Origin of the sequence: Microcoleus sp. PH2017_34_RAT_O_A (assembly GCF_020737885.1) — a bacterium.
In the GTDB taxonomy this organism is placed as follows: Bacteria; Cyanobacteriota; Cyanobacteriia; order Cyanobacteriales; family Microcoleaceae; genus Microcoleus.
Map to the genome: position 1 here is coordinate 58,121 of NZ_JAEQDD010000035.1, position 18,096 is coordinate 76,216.

Here is an 18,096-nt window from a genome sequence, read left to right on the forward strand (position 1 = left end):
AAAAGCCCAAAACCTTTGCACTGTCTAGATTTGCTGGGTTTTGCCAGGGGAAAACCTACACCTGTCAGGGGCGGGAACGGGGGCACCGCCCCTACCAACTGTCAACTGTCAACTGTCAACTGTCAACTGTCAACTGTCAACTGTCAACTGTCAACTGACTAAGATTTTTCTAATTTCTTTGTCATTTCCCACAAGCGATTGAGGGGAAAATAAATCACCGGAGCCCAAAGACTGCTGAGAATAGCAGAACACAAAGCCACACGCTGGTGATAACTCCAAATGTCCAGTAAAGCCCGATCGCCCATAGCGAAAAATTGCAGGCCCATCACCGTTTCCGCCACCACCGCCATCCCAAACACAATTAAGGCGATCGGAATCGGATCTCTCTCAACAATATCAGCCGGAATCGACCAGCTTTTCTGCAAAACAACAGTTAAGACACCGACAACAACTAGACTTACAGCATGGGTGGGATGAGGAGCAGTCATCGCATCTTGAAGAAACCCCAAAGCCATACCCATGCTAGCAGCTCCCAAAACTGTACGCTTCCGCTTAATACTCCAAGCTACCAACCAAATTAACAGCCAATTCGGGCTAATTCCCAACAATTCCATTCCCGGCATCCGGGTGGGCAATATCAATATGCACAGCATCACAGAAACAAATGTAACGCCGAAGTTGAGAAATTGGCGCAATCGCGAAGACATCCGAGGTAAACGCTTCATTGCTGCTTTGCTCCCCCTGACGGTGCAGAAGATTCACCCTGCGAAGCCTTGAGTTCGGCTTGCTTATCGTGGGGGTAAACTACCCCCCATTCCAGAGAATTCATCGGTGCAGAAAACTCAACAATAGCTTCCGGGGCCGGAGTTTTATTCAGATCCACCGAAACCACTTTTCCCACCGGCAAACCAGCAGGAAATAACTGGCTGAAAGAAGAAGTTGAAACCACATCCCCAGGCTTGACATTGGGAACATTATCAAAAAACTCCATCACAGCCTGATTTCCGCCTTTACCGTGCATAAAACCCATGTTGCGACTGCGGGTAATTCCCACACCCAATTTACTTGTAGGGTCGCTAGCTAACAGCACCAAGCTAGTATTAGGAGTAACGCTGACAACCCGACCTACTAAACCGCCCGGGCCCATCACAGTAAAATCTGTTTTGATACCATCATTACTGCCGCGCCCCAAAGTTACTTGCTGCCACCAGTGGTCAGCACTGCGGCCGACAATAGGAGCGACAATCCCTTTAGATTTCTTAGCAGACACGTAACCTACAAGCTCTTTTAGCTTCTGATTTTGAGTTTCTAATTCTAATACCTGTGCTTGCAATTCTTGAGTGCGCGCCGAGATGAGCTGCTCTTGTCCAGAGCCGTTGGCGTGAAACGGACGAGTCACCCAATTGTAAACTTCAAATAGTGCAGCACCTTGTGTTTGTCGAACTCCCCAAGCGGCTGTTACAGCTAAACCTAAAAGAGCAATTTGTAGACGCAGATCCCACCACCTGCGGAGTGTGTTTTTTAGCATAATCTCACTAATCTAAAATTGTTATGTCAGGATTTTAGATTTTAGATGGCAGCCCTAGTTCTAAATCCAAAATCCTAAATTTGTTAACTACATATTGCGTGACGACTGCCCGCTGAAAACCCGTTCCAACTGTTTGTTTTCCAAGACCCTACCGGTTCCCAAAACTACGCAGCAGAGAGGATCTGCTGCCACGTGAGTGACAATTCCTGTTTCGTGACTGATCAGAGTATCTAAACCTTTCATCAGCGCCCCACCACCGGCCAGCATAATTCCTCTGTCAATAATATCTGCTGCTAATTCCGGGGGAGTGCGTTCCAAAGTACGCTTGACGGCTTCCACGATTACTGAAAGAGGTTCCGACATACTTTCGCGAATTTCTGGGCCTTTGATCGTAACAGTTCGTGGCAAACCGGAGAGCAAGTGCAACCCACGCACTTCCATCATCACGTCGTCATCCTGTGGAGTTGGATATGCTGAACCAACCTGAATCTTAATTTCTTCAGCAGTACGTTCGCCGATCACCAAATTGTGAACTTTTTTCATGTATTGGACGATCGCCTCATTGAGTTCATCGCCCGCCACCCGGACTGACTCACTGATCACCGTACCTTGCAAACTCAAAACCGCAACTTCCGTCGTACCCCCACCGATATCTATAATCATATTGCCAGTCGCCTCAGCCACAGGCAGTCCAGCCCCGATCGCCGCAGCGATAGGTTCATCAATTAACCGTACTTCTCTAGCACCAGCTTGAGTAGCCGCCTCAATGACAGCCCGCCTCTCGACTCCAGTGACACCGCTGGGGATGCCAATAATGATCCGCGGCGAAACTAAGCTTTTGCCTTCGTGAACCCTGCGGATAAAAGTCTTGAGCATGAGTTCGGCAGTATCGAAGTCGGCGATTACCCCGTCACGCAGCGGGCGCAGTGCTATGACGTTCCCAGGCGTGCGCCCGAGCATTTTTTTAGCATCTTCTCCAACCGCCAGCGGTATTTTTAAGTCTTGATCGATCGCCACTACGGACGGTTCTTGCAGAACAATACCTTTGCCGGATACATAAACGAGCGTGTTAGCAGTACCGAGGTCGATACCCATATCTCTAGATAAGGAAAATCGATTGAGAAGACCCACTGATTTGTACCCCCCCAAAACTAAAATACTAATGTGTGCAATAATGTTGTTACAAAAGTGTAACCGAGGTGGATTCTATTACGTTTTTCATCCTGAGTCTAGTCAGAAATGTACATTGTCGAGCATATGTTGAATTCAGGCTCGCCAATCATCCACAATAAATATGTTCTGGTAAGTGGGTGTAAAATCAGGATGAAGCCCTGATTCGCGCTGTTCCAAGTTAATTTTGGAGGATCTCGCCGTTCAGGGAGATTTTAACTACATCACCAATCGAGCACATTCCCGAAAAAATTTATGAGTCTTAATGTTGTGACTTTGGTCGGCCGCGTCGGTGGCGACCCGGACGTGAAGTATTTTGAGTCTGGTACAGTTGTGTGCAAGTTGACGCTGGCAGTGAACCGCAGAACCAAGAACAGCGATCAACCAGACTGGTTCAATCTGGAAATCTGGGGCAAAACAGCACAGGTTGCTGCTGACTACGTTCGCAAAGGCGCTCTAATTGGAGTAACAGGCTCTTTGAAGTTCGAGCGCTGGCAAGATCGCAATACGGGAGCCAATCGCACGAAACCAGTAATTAGAGTAGACCAGTTAGACTTACTGGGTTCCAAGCGTGACAACGAGTCCGGTATGTCGTCAAACAACAGCGAATTCTAGGGTTTGGGGAATTTGGGAAAATAATATTTGTCAATTGGGTGGGCGCTGGTGACTTCAGAAAAGTTAGAAATAGTTGAAACTGAGTACCAAGCTGGTCGAGTAGCTTTTGAGAGCGGCCGCTACGGTCAAGCTATCCAAAGTTTAGAAACAGCGACAGGTTTGGTCGATCGCACTTCCCGGCTAGGTGGCGAGGTGCAGATGTGGCTGGTGACAGCCTACGAAGCCTCTGGCGACACAGAAAGGGCGATCGAGCTTTGCCGCAAACTCACCCGCCATCCCCGCCAAGAAACCCGCCAACAAGCAAAGCGCCTGCTATTCATTCTCGAAGCCCCCAAACTCAGTATCCCTGACGAATGGACAGTAAAAATTCCCGATTTAGCAGCTTTGGATGAAAATAAATCAATCAATTTTCAAGCCAATCCGAACGCTGATATCAAGTACGCCAAACCCAAGCCAGTTGTAGCCGAACCTGTAGATTTGAGCCAAGTTAATACGAAAGATAACAGGTTTATCTGGGTGGCGTTAATTGCGATAGTTTTGATTTTAGGTGGCTTATTTATCAATTATTAATCATTTGATTTGTGAAGGCGAGCTGCGCGACTTCTTTAAGAGGTTGGGGAGCTAACACAAGAACGTTTTACGTTATTCAGATAAGTTAAGCAATGCCTTTTAGCAGTTATAAAAGCATCAGCGCCGTCGCCAAGGAATTCCAGATTAATTACCTGCGGGATAACTTCATTGTCGAAACAGAATTTGCAGTCAGCGACATTTTTCGGAATGAATTAGAACTGATTTTCAATGAGGGAGTATTTGACAACTCGGAAATCGCCATTTGTGAAAATATCATTTATCCTGTTTTGAAAGAAGTTTGGAAAATTTATCGCAGTAATTTCCTCCTCTGGAGTCACCAAACCTTAGTCTACAATGAAAATTTGTCAGGGATTCCAGATTATATATTGGCAAAGCGCTCCAGCCTTGGGACAGTAGTTTTTGATAAGCCCTATTTCATCTTAGTTGAAGCCAAGAAAGAGAGCGCCTTTGATGAAGGATGGGGGCCGTGTTTAGCAGCAACGATCGCTGTGCAGCGACTGAACAATGAACCAGAACAAACTATCTTTGGGATTGTTTCTAATGGGGCAATGTGGCAATTTGGCAAGCTCAAATTAGAAATGTTTACTCAAAATAAAGTTTTCTATACAATTCAGGACTTAGAGCGACTGTTTGCAGCGGTTAACTATGTTTTTCAACAGTGCGAATTACAATTATAGAGGAATGAACTTCGGCTTGACGCGCGGGTATCGAGAAACCTGGTTTTTATCTAATACTTCGCTGTAGCCGACAGATTCGCGAAAACCCAATTTCTAAGTTTTGACGCGTGGATGTCCAGAAACCAGAATTTTCTGACAATACTTCGCTGTAGCCGGTAGATTCGCGAAAAACCCGGTTTCTAAGTTTTTGCAAGGAACAACTGCTACTTTCGCAATGCTTGGACAGTTGTTAGCAAAGCAGGGATATTTTGACCAAGCTTTCAATTATTTACAGCAATCTTTGGAGATTTTACAGCATTTGCGATCGCCCGACGTGGAGACAGTGAACGAAATTATTGCTAGAGTTCAGCAGATGGCTGGAGATCGATCGTAAGTTTGCGCGCGCGATTTAGAAACCCGGTTTCTCGCGAATATCTCGTGAGGATGCGTAAAATCTCGTAGAAACCCGGTTTCTTCGACTAGGCGTGCGGGATTTAGAAACCCGGTTTCTGGCCACACCCAAAATCGCTAAAATAAAATAAAGACCAAACCAGAAAGGCGATTATTGTGAGCGATTCAACCATAGAGCAGATTTTGAAATTGGCAAGTCAGCGAGCGGATGCCGCTGAAGTATACTATCTGTCCAGTCAAGACACGCCGATCGAATTTGAGAACAATCGCCTCAAATCCCTCCAAACCAAAGCCCTCCGAGGCGTAGCACTCCGGCTGATTTACAATGGCAAAATCGGCTTTGCTAGTTCCACCGATTTAACCCGGATAGACGATTTAGTCGATGCAGCCATTCAAACCGCCGAAATCGGCGACCCCGCAGAATTTGAACTGGCTTCCGACTTCCACCTAAAAGGCCCGGAAACCACCTATACTCCGCCCACAACAGCCGAATTAGTCGAAAATGGCAAAAACCTCATCGAGCAAGTCCACGCCTACAATCCCGATATTATGGTAGATGTCGGCTTTCACGTCCGCCACGGCCGCGTGAAAATTGCCACCACCCAAGACGTGTATGCCGAAAGAAGCAGCCAAATAGTCAGCGGGACGATCGCAGGCAATTTGGTAGTAGGAGAAGACTTTATGCAAGCATACAGTTACGATGTCGCGCGCGATCGACCCCTCGACACCAACAGCATCCTGCAATCACTCCTCGAAAAATACCGCCTCGCCGAACATTCAGCCACCATCGCCAGCGGTTCCTACCCAGTATTATTTACCCCCAGAGCCGCCGCCAGCACCCTCGGAGGCCTCTTTGATACCATCCTTTCAGGTCAAGCAGTAGTTCAAAAAGCCTCTCCCCTAGCCGACAAAATCGGCGAAACCTTATTTGACGAACGCTTCACCTTTTTTGAAGACCCCACTTTGGGCCCATCTGCTTGTCCCTTTGACGACGAAGGAACCCCCACCACCCGCAAAGTCTTAATTGACAAAGGAACTGTCACCGGATTTTATTGGGATCGCAGGTGGGCTGCTCGCGCCGGTGTACGATCGACTGGCAACGGTTTTCGTGGCGGATTGTCTCGCCCGGGCCCAAACTTGACCAACTTCTGCATTTCCCCAGGAAACACCAGCACCCAAGACTTGATTGCTAGCATGGATGAAGGTCTCATAGTAGAACAAGTTTTAGGTGCCGGTCAGTCCAATCAGTTAGCTGGCGAATTTTCTGTCAACTTGGACTTAGGCTATAAAGTAGAAAAAGGCAAAATTGTCGGTCGCGTCAAGAATACAATGGTGGCAGGCAGTATTTTTGAAGCCTTTAAAAATTTGGCAGATTTAAGCAGCGAAGCCGAATGGGTAGGCGGTGGGGCATATTTACCGAGTATGCTGTTTCAACAGTTGGGTGTAGCTTCGAGGCAATAAGTTCAGTGCGGTTAATTTCAGGTGACTCCGACACAGCCACAAAAAAAACTGTTTCTGTCACCAATCGACTGCTATAAAATAGGTTTGTAGTGAGGACTTTAGTCCTCTTATCCTAGTTGAGTCAAGAAGGACTGAAGTCCTCACTACAAACCTGGCTTTACAAAAAAACTGTTTCTGTCACCAATCGACTGCTATAAAATAGGTTTGTAGTGAGGACTTTAGTCCTCTTATCTTAGTTGAGTCAAGAAGGACTGAAGTCCTCACTACAAACCTGGCTTTGCTAATTCATGCAAATAGGAAAAAATAGGGAAAAAGGTACCATGAAAGAGCAAAATGTCAAGGATGGAACTGGGAAGAAGAAAAAGCACTTTTTCTTTCTTTTACCTTTGGTTTTTTGCATTTTAAATTTAGTGACTGGATGCGTTCAGTACGATGTCGGAGTCAACTTTGACAGTCAAACTCACGGCGCAATGGTGCAGCACATTAAACTGGGGGAAAGGTTGACAAGCTTCAGCAGCGAAACAGTTGGAGATTGGTTGAAAAGTGTAGAGAAGCGGGCGAGATTGCTCGACGGAAAAACTAAACGGCTTTCTGAGAGAGAAGTTATAGTGACGATTCCATTCAATAATGGAGCCGAATTAGAAGACAAGTTCAACCAATTTTACAATCCGATCGCACAAACTGCCAAATCTCGCGTCGCAAGTCCCCTAGAAACCGATTTGCCCAAGTTTGAATCTCACCTGAGTGTCAAGCAGAATAATTTGTTATTGGTGCTGCGAAATCGGTTAAGTTTGGAATTGGATTTGCGCTCTCTGGCTCTGGTTTCCTCAAACGGCAGTCCTCTGCTGAATCCGGGGGGACTTTTGGAGCTAGACTTTAGCTTGAACACGCCTTGGGGTGCCGAAAATATTGAAACGAATGTCGCCGGTGCGCTGGTTCCCCAAAGCTATCAGCAGGGAAAGCAGTTAGTGTGGAAGCTGAAACCTGGAGAAGTTAACTATTTGGAGGCGACATTCTGGATTCCAAGTCCCGTAGGAATTGGGGCGCTGATTATTGCCTTATTTGTGGCGGCGGGCATTGCTGTAAAATATCAAATATTGCCAGCCCTCTTAATCGGTAAAAAACAGCAAAACATCGGTCAAGCCTAAATATGTTTCTCAGTTGGAGGTCGCAGTTGGATGACTGAACTTTTGGTCATCCAAGGGAGAATCATCAAGATGCGATCGGATTTTTTATCAATTGAGTCGCCGGATACAATGATTAATTGACCAGACTTGATATTATTAAACAAACAGCCAGCATCTACTAAAAAATAGTTAGTTGACAAATAGCAAAGAATTTGCTTGACCCAAATTGAGAATTAGGAACAGAGAAAATGCGATCGCTAAATTTCTTCTTCATCTTTCTGATTTGCTTGGCTCTAGTATTGTTCAGCATCGAAAATACAGAGCCGACCACCGTTCAAATTATTAAAGGCGTCCAAGTTAAAGCCCCGCTGTGCGTAGAACTAATTGTAGCGACAGGATTGGGAGCTGTTTTAGCGTGGCTGTTCAGTTTGTGGTCGAGAATGCAGCGAACCCTCGCCTCTCGCCAAGAAATCCGCCAAGTTCGCGAAAAAGAGCAGCAAATTCAGGAGTTACAACAAGATATCGAACGCTATAAAGCAGAAGTAGAAGCAAAACAACCTTTGTTAGAAAGTGCAGAACTGACAAGTTTAGGAACAGCAGCAGCCGAGGTCAAAGCTGGTTAAATAATGTATCTGGCAATTAAATTGAGTTATTCGGGTGCATCTCACTTTAGAAGAGGGCGAAGCATGACCGCATATAAGTTATTAGTTATAATCTCATATTCACGGAGGTCATGCTTCGCCCCTACAAACATATTTTCAAAACTCAGATGCACCCAGTTTCTATCTGGTTTGTGGCGATGGAAAATCTCAAATCTCATTTCTGTACCCACGGTTGGCTAGAAACTAATACGGTTTGTCTGAGAACAACCCAAGCCTATTGGATTGATTAAAACCCTCAATTTCGGTTGAAAAACCCGATTTATTGGCGGGTGAGTGTATCAGCCCTAAATCTAAAATCTAAAACCTAAAATCTAAAATCGAATGGTTGTTTCCAGAGACCAAGATGGTTTAGAAACGATTTCTGAGGGGATCGCCATTTTAATTGATTTAGCAGAACGGGGAGAAATCGATCCTTGGGACGTTAAAGTCATTGAAGTGTTCGATCGATGTTTGAGCAAGCTGACCAACGCCTCTGATGCCGATCAGAGTTCGGATTTCTCCGATTTGTCCCACTCCGGCCAAGCATTTTTGTACGCTTCAATGCTGGTTTTGCTCAAAGCAGAAAGTATTGTCCTCTCAGAACCCCCGCCGAATCCCGAATTGGACGAAGCAGCCCTCGAAGACACAGAGCACTCAGGAGGGCGAAATATGCCGCAGCATCTGGAGCGACAACTGCGCCGTCGCGGTGTAGCTCAACTCCCACAAAAACGCCCGGTAACTCTCCCAGAACTAATCGAGCAATTGCAGCTCATGAAAGCAGCAATGGAGCAGACAGTTGCTCCTCGCCGCCGCCCGACTTCAAAAATGCGATCGCAAGCTGCCCAAGCTATCTTTGAGCTAGCTCACCAAGAAAATCTCGTGGAAACTGCTAGCGAGCTCGATCGATTTCTGGCAGAACGGGGCCAGGAAATTGATGAGGGTTGGCTCGACTTGGACAAATTGCTGGAACTCTGGCACCATCACGGTTTTAACTCATCTGTCCACCCCGACCCCCCGCTATCGACTGAGGAAGTTCATTTACCAAATTATGACCGCGTGGGTGTTTTTTGGGCGTTGTTGCTGCTCTCGGCTCAGTCTAAAGTAGAGTTGCTTCAAGAGGAGTTTTACCAAGACCTCAAAATCCGGGCGCTTTGAGCTTGGATGTGCATCAGATAGGCTTCCGGGGCCGGTTTACCAGTCTTTGGAACTCTTGACTTCCGGACGAACCTGCCTCTAGGGGACTTTTAGGTACATTCAACCGGACTTGAGATTATTTCTGATTTCTGATTCCTGGTTGGTTAAATCCAGGCAAATTCCGGATAAATGATTGATAGCCTGGTAGGATATCGCCTATAAACAGGTCAGTCGATTTTAGATTTTAGATTTTAGATTTTAGATTTTAGATTTACTCGCAGCGCAGTAAATCTGAGAGCTTGAACTAGCGTCTAAAATTTTGAAATCGATCCGAACGCTCGCGTCGGAAAATTATACCCGTTTTTGGGCGGGGTTATGATGGTGCTGCGATCGATAAAGGTCGCAACCGCTAGCATCTAATTGTTGAGTTGATATCAATTAACAGAGGGTTGAGGAAGTTAATCATGAAAGCGATGATTCTGGCGGCCGGTAAAGGCACTCGCGTCCGTCCCATTACTCACACGACACCAAAACCGATGATTCCCATCCTGCAAAAGCCTGTGATGGAGTTTTTGGTTGAATTGCTCCGCCAGCACGGATTTGACCAGATTATGGTCAATGTTTCCCACTTGGCCGACGTAATTGAAAACTACTTCCGCGACGGTCAAAAGTTTGGGGTACAAATTGGCTATTCTTTTGAAGGGCGAATTGAAGACGGACAAATGATTGGAGAAGCCGTCGGTTCGGCTGGCGGTATGAGGCGAATTCAGGACTTCTCACCGTTTTTTGACGATACTTTTGTGGTGCTGTGCGGCGACGCTTTGATTGACTTGGACTTGACTGCTGCTGTGAAGTGGCACCGAGAAAAAGGGGCGATCGCTACTATTGTAATGAAATCTGTTCCCCGCGATGAGGTTCCCAGTTACGGAGTAGTGGTAACAGACGATTCTGGCAGAATTAAAGATTTCCAAGAAAAACCTTCTGTAGAGGAAGCTCTGAGTACCGACATCAACACTGGTATTTATATTTTTGAACCGGAAATATTCAATTATATTCCCCATGATATGGAATATGATATCGGTTCGCAGTTATTTCCCGCCCTAGTAGCAGCAGGTGCGCCTTTTTACGGAATTAGCATGGACTTTGAGTGGGTAGATATCGGGAAAGTTCCTGATTATTGGCGAGCAATTCAGAGCGTGCTGTTGGGAGAAATTAAAAATGTTTCGATTCCAGGAATTGAAGTGCGCCCCGGCGTTTACGCTGGTTTGAATGTAGCTGTCAACTGGGACAAGGTTGATATTACCGGGCCTGTTTACATTGGTGCGATGACGAAAATTGAAGACGGAGCCAAAATTGTCGGCCCGACAATGATCGGCCCGAATTGTTGGCTTTGCAGCGGGGCGACTGTAGAAAACAGCGTGATCTTTGAGTATTCCCGTTTGGGGCCAGAGGTGCGGTTGGTTGACAAACTGGTGTTCGGGCGCTACTGCGTTGACAAAACCGGGGCGGCGATCGATTTGCAAGCGGCGGCTCTCGATTGGCTGATTACTGATGCCCGTCAAGTGTTACCAAATATACTAGGAGAAGAGCGACGGGCGATCGCAGATATTCTCAGCACTGCTGACTAATTGGTAATTGGGAATTGGGAATTGGTAATTGGTAATTGGTAATTGGTAATTGGGAATTGGTAATTGCTAATTGCTAATTGGTAATTGGGAATTGGTAATTGGTAATTGGTAATTGGTAATTGCTAATTGGTAATTGCTAATTGGTAATTGCTAATTGGTAATTGCTAATTGGTAATTGCTAATTGCTAATTGCTAAAGTTCTTCGTTTGCACTCTACCTAATAAGTCATTAGTCATCAGTTATCAACTAATGACTAATGACCTTGGATGAGGTTCGCGAGCGGAGACAGCACTCCTAATGACTAATGACTAATGCCAACTGCCAACTGCCAACTGCCAACTGCCAAATGCCAACTGATTAGGACTGCAAATAAGTATATTGGGTGAGACTCCGCTCGTAATTTTGCAGTAAAAGTTGAGCCTCCGAAAGAGTAATTTTATTTTGCTGCAAAGCTGATTCTGTCTGACGGCGGATGCTTTCAACCAAACTTTCTGCATCGTACTGTACGTAGCTGAGAACTTCTTTCATCGTGTCTCCCTTCACAACGTGTTCGATATGATATCCCGAAGGAGTTAGCTGAATGTGAACCGTATTTGCATCGCCGAATAAGTTGTGAAGGTTGCCCATAATTTCTTGATAAGCACCTCCCAAAAACAGCGCTAAATAGTAAGGTTCTCCAGGTTTGATTGTATGCAGTTCCAGAACTGACTTGACATCTCGCAAATCAATAAATTGGTCGATTTTGCCGTCGCTGTCGCAGGTGAGATCTGCTAAAATACCGCGCTGAGTCGGTTCTTCATCGAGCCGGTTAATTGGCATAATAGGAAACAATTGGTTAATAGCCCAACTGTCTGGCACTGACTGGAAAACAGATAAGTTGATGTAATAAATGGACGCCATCACCTTTTCTAAGTCTTCCAAATCTTCCGATACATAGTCTTTTTGCCGCGCGATTGTCTGTATTTTATCGCAGCAAGCCCAGTACAACTGTTCGGTTTTCGCCCGTTCCGCAATTCCCAAATAGCCTAAGTTAAATAAACTGACTGCTTCTTCCTTGAATTGGATAGCATCGTGATAGACTTCTTGGTAATTTTCGGGAGTGATAGATTGGTAAATTTCGTAGAGATTGCGCGGAATTTGGTGGGCGTTTTCGTCTACTGGTTCTGGTACTTCTCTGGGGACATCGCTAGTTCCGAGTACGTCAAAAACTAGGACTGATTGGTGAGATGCGATCGCCCGCCCGCTTTCGCTAATGATAATTGGCACAGGAATTTTCCGCTCGTCACAGGCATCTTTGACTCCCGCTACTACGTCGTTGGCGTAGTTTTGCATATTGTAGTTTTTGGAAGCGTGGAAGTTGGTTTTAGAGCCGTCGTAGTCAACGCCGAGCCCGCCCCCTACGTCCAAATATTTCATGTTAGCTCCCAATTTAGCCAATTCTACATAGATGTGGCTGGCTTCTCGAATGGCATCTTTGATGACGCTAATTGAGGAAATTTGAGAGCCGATGTGGAAGTGCAGTAACTGCAAACAGTCGAGCATTCCAGCTTTTTCTAGTTCGTTGACTGCGCGGATAATTTCAGGAATTGTCAAGCCAAATTTTGCCCGATCGCCCGTGGAACCTCCCCAGCGGCCAACGCCTTTGGTAGTGAGTTTGGCTCGCACTCCCAAAACCGGTTTAATTCCTAATGCAATGCTCGCGGCGATTGCGAGTTCTACTTCCTCAATTTGCTCCAGCACAATTACCGAAGTTTGACCGAGCCGCTGCGCTAAAATCGCGGTTTCTATGTATTCGCGGTCTTTATAACCATTACAAATTAACAAAGCCCCTGGAGTTTTTAAGGTCGCCAAAGCAATCATTAATTCTGGTTTCGATCCGGCTTCCAGTCCGAAGTGATGGGGTTGACCGAAACGCACCAAATCTTGAATTAATTGTCGGTGCTGGTTGCATTTGACTGGAAAAACACCGCGATAGACATTTTTGTAATTGTAGCGGGCGATTGCTCTGGCAAAACAGGAATTTAGGCGATCGATCCGGTCTTCCAAAATATCAGAAAATCGAATTAGCAGCGGCAAAGCCAAATTTCGCTGTTTGAGCGATTCTACCAGTTCGCACAAGTCGAGGGAACCGCCGCGATCGCCCTTGGGAGAGACTGTAACGTGACCGGCGGCATTAATCGAAAAATAGGGTTCGCCCCAACCTTGAATTCGGTACAGTTTCTCGCTATCTTCTATTGTCCAAGATTTTTGTGGCACTTGAGCAGCAGCTACCAAAGCACTGTGCGATACAGTCAAACTCGTGACTGTTTGTGCCTGAGTCGATAGCGGCTCGATATCGGAGGAAGCAGCGGTGGCTGGTGAACTCATCTTATCGGAAACCTCTTTTAGGACTGGTCAAATAGATAGTTTATCGCACATATTGGGTTTCCTGATGTACTTGAAAATTCACTTTGGGTGCAAGGCTGAGCGATTTGAGATTTGAGTTTTGAGTTTTGACTCCACAGATAGTTCAAGGTGAGGGATTGAACTTAAAATCTCAACCGCGATTGTTCTCCACAACTCATGTCTTCAAGCTGTGTATCCCATGTGGGTGAACTCCGAAACTCTGTTTGGGAGTTCAACTGCGCCAAGAGTCTTGTCGGACGATCGATCGCCCGACACACTCTCACCCAGTCCAATTTAGACAAGAAAGTTCGATCGGCAAAACCCTGCAAACAAAAGATACTGCGATTGCTTCGCTCCTGCCAATGACAACCGATCGCAATCGCGTGTAGCACTCTAACCAAAAATCACCTCCGGCGGTGCCATGTCAGCCCCCATAATCATGCCCCCGTGACTCTTAGACTTCTTCAAGCCCGGTTGAGGCGCTTTTTCTTGGCTTTTTGGAGACGGTGCAACAGAAGCGGGCGGTGTCACCTGTGGCTCCACTGCATTGGCCCCAGGTACAACGGGTTGCTGCGACAACCAACCCACACCCCCTATCGCCCCAGCCATCAAAGCAGTGTAGCCGATGTACAAATGCACCGGACTCATTTGAAAGCCTTCGCCGGAGTCGGAGTTGGAAGCAGACAAATAGGTACTGGGAATTATTGGACTCGGAGCCGGTTTTGGCAAAGCATTCGCCATCGCGGTGCCGTCTAGCCCTAAGGCGTCGCCCAATCTGCGGATAAAACCTCTAACGTAAATATCTTGGGGCAGTTTGTCGATTTCCCCATTTTCGATCGCTTCGATGTGGTGCAGCGGCACGAGAGTTTGACTGTGGACTTGCTGGATGGATAGCGATCGAATTTGCCGTCCCTTACGCAACTCTCTACCCAACTCCCGCAGGCACTCTTCTCGCTCTTGAACTGCTAAAGCTGCTTCCTCTTCCTTGGTAAGTTTTTTCTCCTTCTTGGGAAAACCAAACCCTGGGAAGGATTTAGCGGGGGCGATGACAGTTGCAGGTGCAGCCGAATCGACTTTAATTTCGTCTTTGAGCGCTTCTTTGTTTTCTTCTAAAGTGTTAGAATCTCGATCGCAATTTTCAGTCTCGGACTCTGTTGTAACAGGAGCTTCCACAGCAGCACTGCGCCAATAGAAAACAGGAGCAGGTACTGGTGGCTCTTCTTCTCTAACATAGGATGCGGTGTCACTTGGAGCCGCGACACTCTCTTGGACGACTTGCATTTCCGTTTTGTTTGGTTTGCCAAATCGATCGAATGCGAGCTTGACTGCTTCTCTGCTAACTGCTCTAATTAAAATTTCGGCAGCAGATGCTGCTTCGCCCAACATGGTTTGCAAGCTAGCTAGAGCTTGGCTGTAGGTGTCGCTACAGAGGAGTTCAGCTTCTATTTGACCGAGAACAGAACGAAAACTTTCTTGAGAAATTTCAATAGTTGCGTGATCTGTCACCCCAAAATAAGCCTCGGGTTTCAGTGCCATGATGTTTGTGTTGTCTTGCTAGAAGGTATCTGAGTACGTTCTTCTAAAGCTTGGCAGTGATTCCGGATGTCAGTTGGGGGATAGTGGGCATGGGGCATGGGGCATGGGGCATTGGGCAAACAGGGCATGGGGCAAACAGGGCATGGGGCATTGGCCAAAGAGGGCAAAGAGGGCAAAGAGGGCAAAGAGGGCATTAGTAGGCCCTCACAAATAACCAATAACCAATAACTAATAACCAATAACCAATAACCAATAACTAATAACCAATTCCCACTCCTGCCCATGCCCCATGCCCCATGCCCCATGCCCCATGCCCCATGCCCAATGCCCAATTCCCCATGCCCAATTCCCCAAGACTACTGCTTGTGAATGCGATCGAGCAACCAAAGAGCACCGATAATCCCGACAAAGTGGGCAACAGTCGCGTGAGTATTGGCTAGCACCACAAATATGTCTAAAGGCTGAATAAATCTGCTGAAATCTACTGCCGCACCGAACAAAGCTTGCGGCTGAGCTAAAGATTTGGCTAAAAGCGTGCCGCTGATGGCTTCTGCACCGATCAGTGTCAGCAACATTCCTAATAAGTTGCTCATCAGTGTCAACCGCACTTGTTTGATCGTGTCTGCTTTTTTGGGGCGGACAGCGTTGGCGGGCGATCGCAATTCTCTCGACAAGCGGGTGAAACGGAAAGCGCGATACACGCTGTAACCGAGCACTGCCAGCCCGCAAAGAGCAAAAAAGACGCCGCCGCCGGTGCCGGCACTGGTTGAACTTCCAGGCGCAGTGGCGCTGGGGATAGCAAAGGGGATGGCAAAGAGCAAAATAATCGTCGCTACCACCGCCAGCACTGACTGCACCCAGAAGCACACCCAGCCTGCTGTCCGAAGGGCAAAGGCAACTCGCTGTGCAGCTACCGGAAGCTTATCGTTATCTAACTGATTAGTCATATTTTGAACGGATATAATTGAGTGGCTTTAATTGGCAACAGTTTTTTTTAGCGTGGACGGTTGATGGCGGTTAACTCTCCTTATAATGGAAGTAGAAATGTTTAAGATTTGTAACTAACATTCGATTTCACTAGCGTCGATCGCAAGGTATCCAAAGCAATGACACAACTACAACCTACCGTCACTCCCAAACTGGAACAACCAAAGTTTGGCTTCAACAGCTACGCGGAACGCCTGAACGGTCGAGCCGCGATGATCGGTTTTTCCCTAACTTTAATTATCGAGTATGTCACAGGGCAGGGGTTGCTGGCCTGGTTAGGTCTCAACTAATTTTAGCAAGGGCGCGGTCAGTCGATTTTAGATTTTAGATTCTAGATTTTAGATTTGATGCCACAGATTCATGTGGGGAAAAAACAGGAGTCTAAAATTTGGGGATTTACCCTAAGCGAGCGTTGAGGGCTTGTACCCGTTTTTGGGCGGGTGAACCTCATACTTTGTGTGGACTGTCAGCCGCAAGGGTGTCACCATGCTGACCGCGACCACTTCGCGAATTGATTAGAATATTAGTTAGAAATCAAGCCCAGCGACTTGTCGATCGAGAAACATCGGTTTAGACAATGCAAGAGCTAGCTTTGGGTTTGTATGTCGGATGAAATTTTGATTGGGCAAGCTTGGCAATTTGGCCTCGCTCCCGTACAATTCGCGACAGGCGAGAAGATTAATTGAGGTGAAGCTAGTTTCAAAGCTAGAAATCCCGATCGCACCGCCAACTCTAAGTTTTAGAGATTTTAGATAAATATAGAACAGAGTAAAACCACATGAATGCTTCGTGGACGCGACTTTTGAAGTCAGCTTACCGTAGAGAGCCAATTACCAGCTTTGTTATAACAGTGGGCGTTGTCGATGCAGCCATCGGCAGCATTGGTGCGAGCGGCTCTTTATTGGCTTTTGGACTGGGTACTGCTGGGGTAGCGATGGGTCTCCGTTGGTGGCAAGTTTACCGCTCTGAAGCCGAACAACCCGCCCCTGCTGCCGAATACTATCTTCCTCCTCAGTCTTCTCGACCTCAGTTGCCCACGCTCAACAACGTGTCTAAGAAAAATCCTCCTTATTAAGATTAGCGCGCAACGGCGACGGGGGTGAGGTGGCGATCGCGCCACTCTGCATCTGAGGCATTACTAAACATAGGATCAAAAAAGTCTTTCGATCTTCGATCTTTGAGGCTTGCTGTATGAATATTACTGTTGCCGAGAAACTGTACAAAATTGGCTCTGTAGCGGGTTGTAGCGGTTTATCGGTGAAAACTGTTCGTTACTATGACGAAATGGGCCTGCTGTCTCCGGCGGTAGAGCGATCGCCGGCTGGTTATCGCTTGTTTGGGGAAGCGGTATTCAACAGGTTGGCGTTTATTAAACGATCTCAGGCTCTGGGTTTGAGCCTTCAGGAGATTAAGGATATTTTACAAGTTCGCGATCGGGGAGAGTTGCCTTGCTCTGAAGCGAAGCAGCATCTAACGGCCAAGGTTGAGGCAATTTCCGGGCAAATTGCAGCGTTAGAAACTTTGAAAGGAGAATTGCAAGGAATTCTCAACCGCTGGCAAGAGAAACCCTCGCCGGAGTGTATTACTCGCACCATTTGTCCGAACATTCAGCGGGATTGAGCAACGGCAGAAAGATACAAAAAAAGGGAAGGAATTATCGGTTTCCTTCCCTTTGTGGTTTGGTTTGTGGTTTGGTGGGCGATCGTTTGGGCGATCGTGCTGAGCTTTTAACTTTTTTCGGAGAGTTTGCTGTTGCTTTTTGAGCTGTCTAGCTCTGGCCGAGCCACCTTTGCCTTTAGAGTTTCTGCCCTCGTTGCGGGGAGACTCCCAACTTTTTAGTCTCATGTTTTTATTATATGTGTACTACTTACATAATACACTATTACCATTGCACTGTCAAGTAGTTGGTTTAATAGCTGGTAAAAGTATAGTCATTTATAGACATGGGAGGCTTCAAGTCCCTCCCCCTTCACTTTCACTTTAAGCGGATTGACCCGCCTCGGCTGAACTACGCAGCTCGCTATCCCATCGCCGAACGCATTTGGGATTGCTTTTCTGAGAATGTTAAAAGAACCGTTCACGTCAGAATTAATTAACTGACCAGTCGATGTTTTGTATAAACCTCGCTTAATCCGTTTTCCGGTAAATACAGGTTCTGTTTTTGTTTTTCCGTAAACAGGAATTGGATCTAAGCCCAAGAAATTGGCTTTGGAGGTAAAAGATTCC

General features: G+C 46.7%; 21 protein-coding genes and 1 pseudogene. 14 read left to right on the plus strand and 8 right to left on the minus strand.

What is annotated here, in order from left to right; genetic code table 11:
- Positions 1-158: 158 nt before the first annotated feature.
- From mreD to JGK11_RS13900, 3 genes are all read right to left on the minus strand, one after another.
- Positions 159-725, minus strand: a complete 567-nt coding sequence (mreD, locus tag JGK11_RS13890; protein WP_293181838.1) for a rod shape-determining protein MreD — start codon at positions 723-725, stop codon at positions 159-161.
- Complete coding sequence (gene mreC, locus JGK11_RS13895) at positions 722-1,528, minus strand: rod shape-determining protein MreC (RefSeq protein WP_293181836.1); 807 nt, start codon at positions 1,526-1,528, stop codon at positions 722-724. The genes mreD and mreC overlap by 4 nt, the downstream gene beginning before the upstream one ends.
- Positions 1,529-1,615: 87 nt before the next feature.
- A complete protein-coding gene (locus tag JGK11_RS13900) occupies positions 1,616-2,623 on the minus strand; it encodes a rod shape-determining protein (protein WP_293181959.1) in 1,008 nt (335 codons plus the stop codon).
- A 330-nt stretch (positions 2,624-2,953) separates the two neighbouring features.
- Here JGK11_RS13900 and JGK11_RS13905 point away from each other — a divergent pair, with 330 nt between their 5' ends.
- The 6 genes from JGK11_RS13905 (at position 2,954) to JGK11_RS13930 (ending at position 7,580) form a co-directional block, all read left to right on the plus strand.
- Positions 2,954-3,313 carry a single-stranded DNA-binding protein gene (locus tag JGK11_RS13905; protein WP_293212078.1) on the plus strand — a complete coding sequence of 120 codons (360 nt, stop codon included), beginning with the start codon at positions 2,954-2,956 and terminating at the stop codon, positions 3,311-3,313.
- Positions 3,314-3,361: 48 nt separating this feature from the next.
- Entirely contained in the window at positions 3,362-3,883 is a 522-nt protein-coding gene (locus JGK11_RS13910; RefSeq protein WP_293181957.1) for a tetratricopeptide repeat protein, read from the plus strand.
- Between the two features lie 92 nt (positions 3,884-3,975).
- Complete coding sequence (locus tag JGK11_RS13915; protein WP_293212079.1) at positions 3,976-4,581, plus strand: hypothetical protein; 606 nt, start codon at positions 3,976-3,978, stop codon at positions 4,579-4,581.
- Positions 4,582-4,795: 214 nt separating this feature from the next.
- Entirely contained in the window at positions 4,796-4,954 is a 159-nt protein-coding gene (locus tag JGK11_RS13920) for a hypothetical protein (RefSeq protein WP_293181830.1), read from the plus strand.
- 173 nt (positions 4,955-5,127) lie between these two features.
- Entirely contained in the window at positions 5,128-6,432 is a 1,305-nt protein-coding gene (locus tag JGK11_RS13925; RefSeq protein ID WP_293197429.1) for a TldD/PmbA family protein, read from the plus strand.
- A gap of 320 nt (positions 6,433-6,752) precedes the next feature.
- A complete protein-coding gene (locus tag JGK11_RS13930) occupies positions 6,753-7,580 on the plus strand; it encodes a DUF3153 domain-containing protein (RefSeq protein ID WP_293181826.1) in 828 nt (275 codons plus the stop codon).
- On the opposite strand, the gene JGK11_RS13935 is transcribed toward JGK11_RS13930, so the two are convergent.
- Positions 7,577-7,759 (minus strand): hypothetical protein, encoded by a 183-nt coding sequence (locus JGK11_RS13935; RefSeq protein WP_293181824.1) that lies wholly within the window; start codon positions 7,757-7,759, stop codon positions 7,577-7,579. The genes JGK11_RS13930 and JGK11_RS13935 overlap by 4 nt on opposite strands.
- A 48-nt stretch (positions 7,760-7,807) precedes the next feature.
- On the opposite strand from JGK11_RS13935, the gene JGK11_RS13940 reads away from it, so the two are divergent.
- The 4 genes from JGK11_RS13940 (at position 7,808) to JGK11_RS13955 (ending at position 10,962) form a co-directional block, all read left to right on the plus strand.
- Positions 7,808-8,182, plus strand: a complete 375-nt coding sequence (locus tag JGK11_RS13940; protein WP_293153976.1) for a LapA family protein — start codon at positions 7,808-7,810, stop codon at positions 8,180-8,182.
- 110 nt (positions 8,183-8,292) lie between these two features.
- A complete protein-coding gene (locus JGK11_RS13945; protein ID WP_293181821.1) occupies positions 8,293-8,451 on the plus strand; it encodes a hypothetical protein in 159 nt (52 codons plus the stop codon).
- A gap of 91 nt (positions 8,452-8,542) precedes the next feature.
- Complete coding sequence (locus tag JGK11_RS13950) at positions 8,543-9,355, plus strand: segregation/condensation protein A (RefSeq protein WP_293181819.1); 813 nt, start codon at positions 8,543-8,545, stop codon at positions 9,353-9,355.
- A gap of 443 nt (positions 9,356-9,798) precedes the next feature.
- Positions 9,799-10,962, plus strand: a complete 1,164-nt coding sequence (locus JGK11_RS13955) for an NDP-sugar synthase (RefSeq protein WP_293181817.1) — start codon at positions 9,799-9,801, stop codon at positions 10,960-10,962.
- Between the two features lie 357 nt (positions 10,963-11,319).
- Here the strand turns inward: JGK11_RS13955 and speA are convergent, their stop codons facing one another.
- Positions 11,320-13,329 carry a biosynthetic arginine decarboxylase gene (speA, locus tag JGK11_RS13960; protein ID WP_293181815.1) on the minus strand — a complete coding sequence of 670 codons (2,010 nt, stop codon included), beginning with the start codon at positions 13,327-13,329 and terminating at the stop codon, positions 11,320-11,322.
- 242 nt (positions 13,330-13,571) lie between these two features.
- On the opposite strand from speA, the gene JGK11_RS13965 reads away from it, so the two are divergent.
- A complete protein-coding gene (locus JGK11_RS13965; protein ID WP_293212080.1) occupies positions 13,572-13,736 on the plus strand; it encodes a hypothetical protein in 165 nt (54 codons plus the stop codon).
- 4 nt (positions 13,737-13,740) lie between these two features.
- On the opposite strand, the gene JGK11_RS13970 is transcribed toward JGK11_RS13965, so the two are convergent.
- Positions 13,741-14,883, minus strand: a complete 1,143-nt coding sequence (locus JGK11_RS13970; protein ID WP_293212082.1) for a helix-turn-helix domain-containing protein — start codon at positions 14,881-14,883, stop codon at positions 13,741-13,743.
- A 356-nt stretch (positions 14,884-15,239) separates the two neighbouring features.
- The gene (locus JGK11_RS13975; RefSeq protein ID WP_293212083.1) at positions 15,240-15,830 is read right to left on the minus strand and encodes a DUF3611 family protein; all 591 of its coding nucleotides are present in this window, start codon (positions 15,828-15,830) and stop codon (positions 15,240-15,242) included.
- Between the two features lie 159 nt (positions 15,831-15,989).
- Here JGK11_RS13975 and JGK11_RS13980 point away from each other — a divergent pair, with 159 nt between their 5' ends.
- The 3 genes from JGK11_RS13980 (at position 15,990) to JGK11_RS13990 (ending at position 17,490) form a co-directional block, all read left to right on the plus strand.
- Positions 15,990-16,160, plus strand: coding sequence for a hypothetical protein (locus JGK11_RS13980; protein ID WP_194065476.1), 171 nt, complete (start codon positions 15,990-15,992; stop codon positions 16,158-16,160).
- 488 nt (positions 16,161-16,648) lie between these two features.
- Positions 16,649-16,945: a hypothetical protein gene (locus JGK11_RS13985; RefSeq protein ID WP_293181807.1), complete on the plus strand. Its 297-nt coding sequence runs from the start codon at positions 16,649-16,651 to the stop codon at positions 16,943-16,945.
- A 116-nt stretch (positions 16,946-17,061) separates the two neighbouring features.
- Positions 17,062-17,490: a heavy metal-responsive transcriptional regulator gene (locus JGK11_RS13990; RefSeq protein WP_293181806.1), complete on the plus strand. Its 429-nt coding sequence runs from the start codon at positions 17,062-17,064 to the stop codon at positions 17,488-17,490.
- Between the two features lie 311 nt (positions 17,491-17,801).
- Here JGK11_RS13990 and JGK11_RS13995 read toward each other — a convergent pair.
- Positions 17,802-18,096, minus strand: a pseudogene (locus tag JGK11_RS13995) (RNA-guided endonuclease TnpB family protein); the annotation flags it as partial.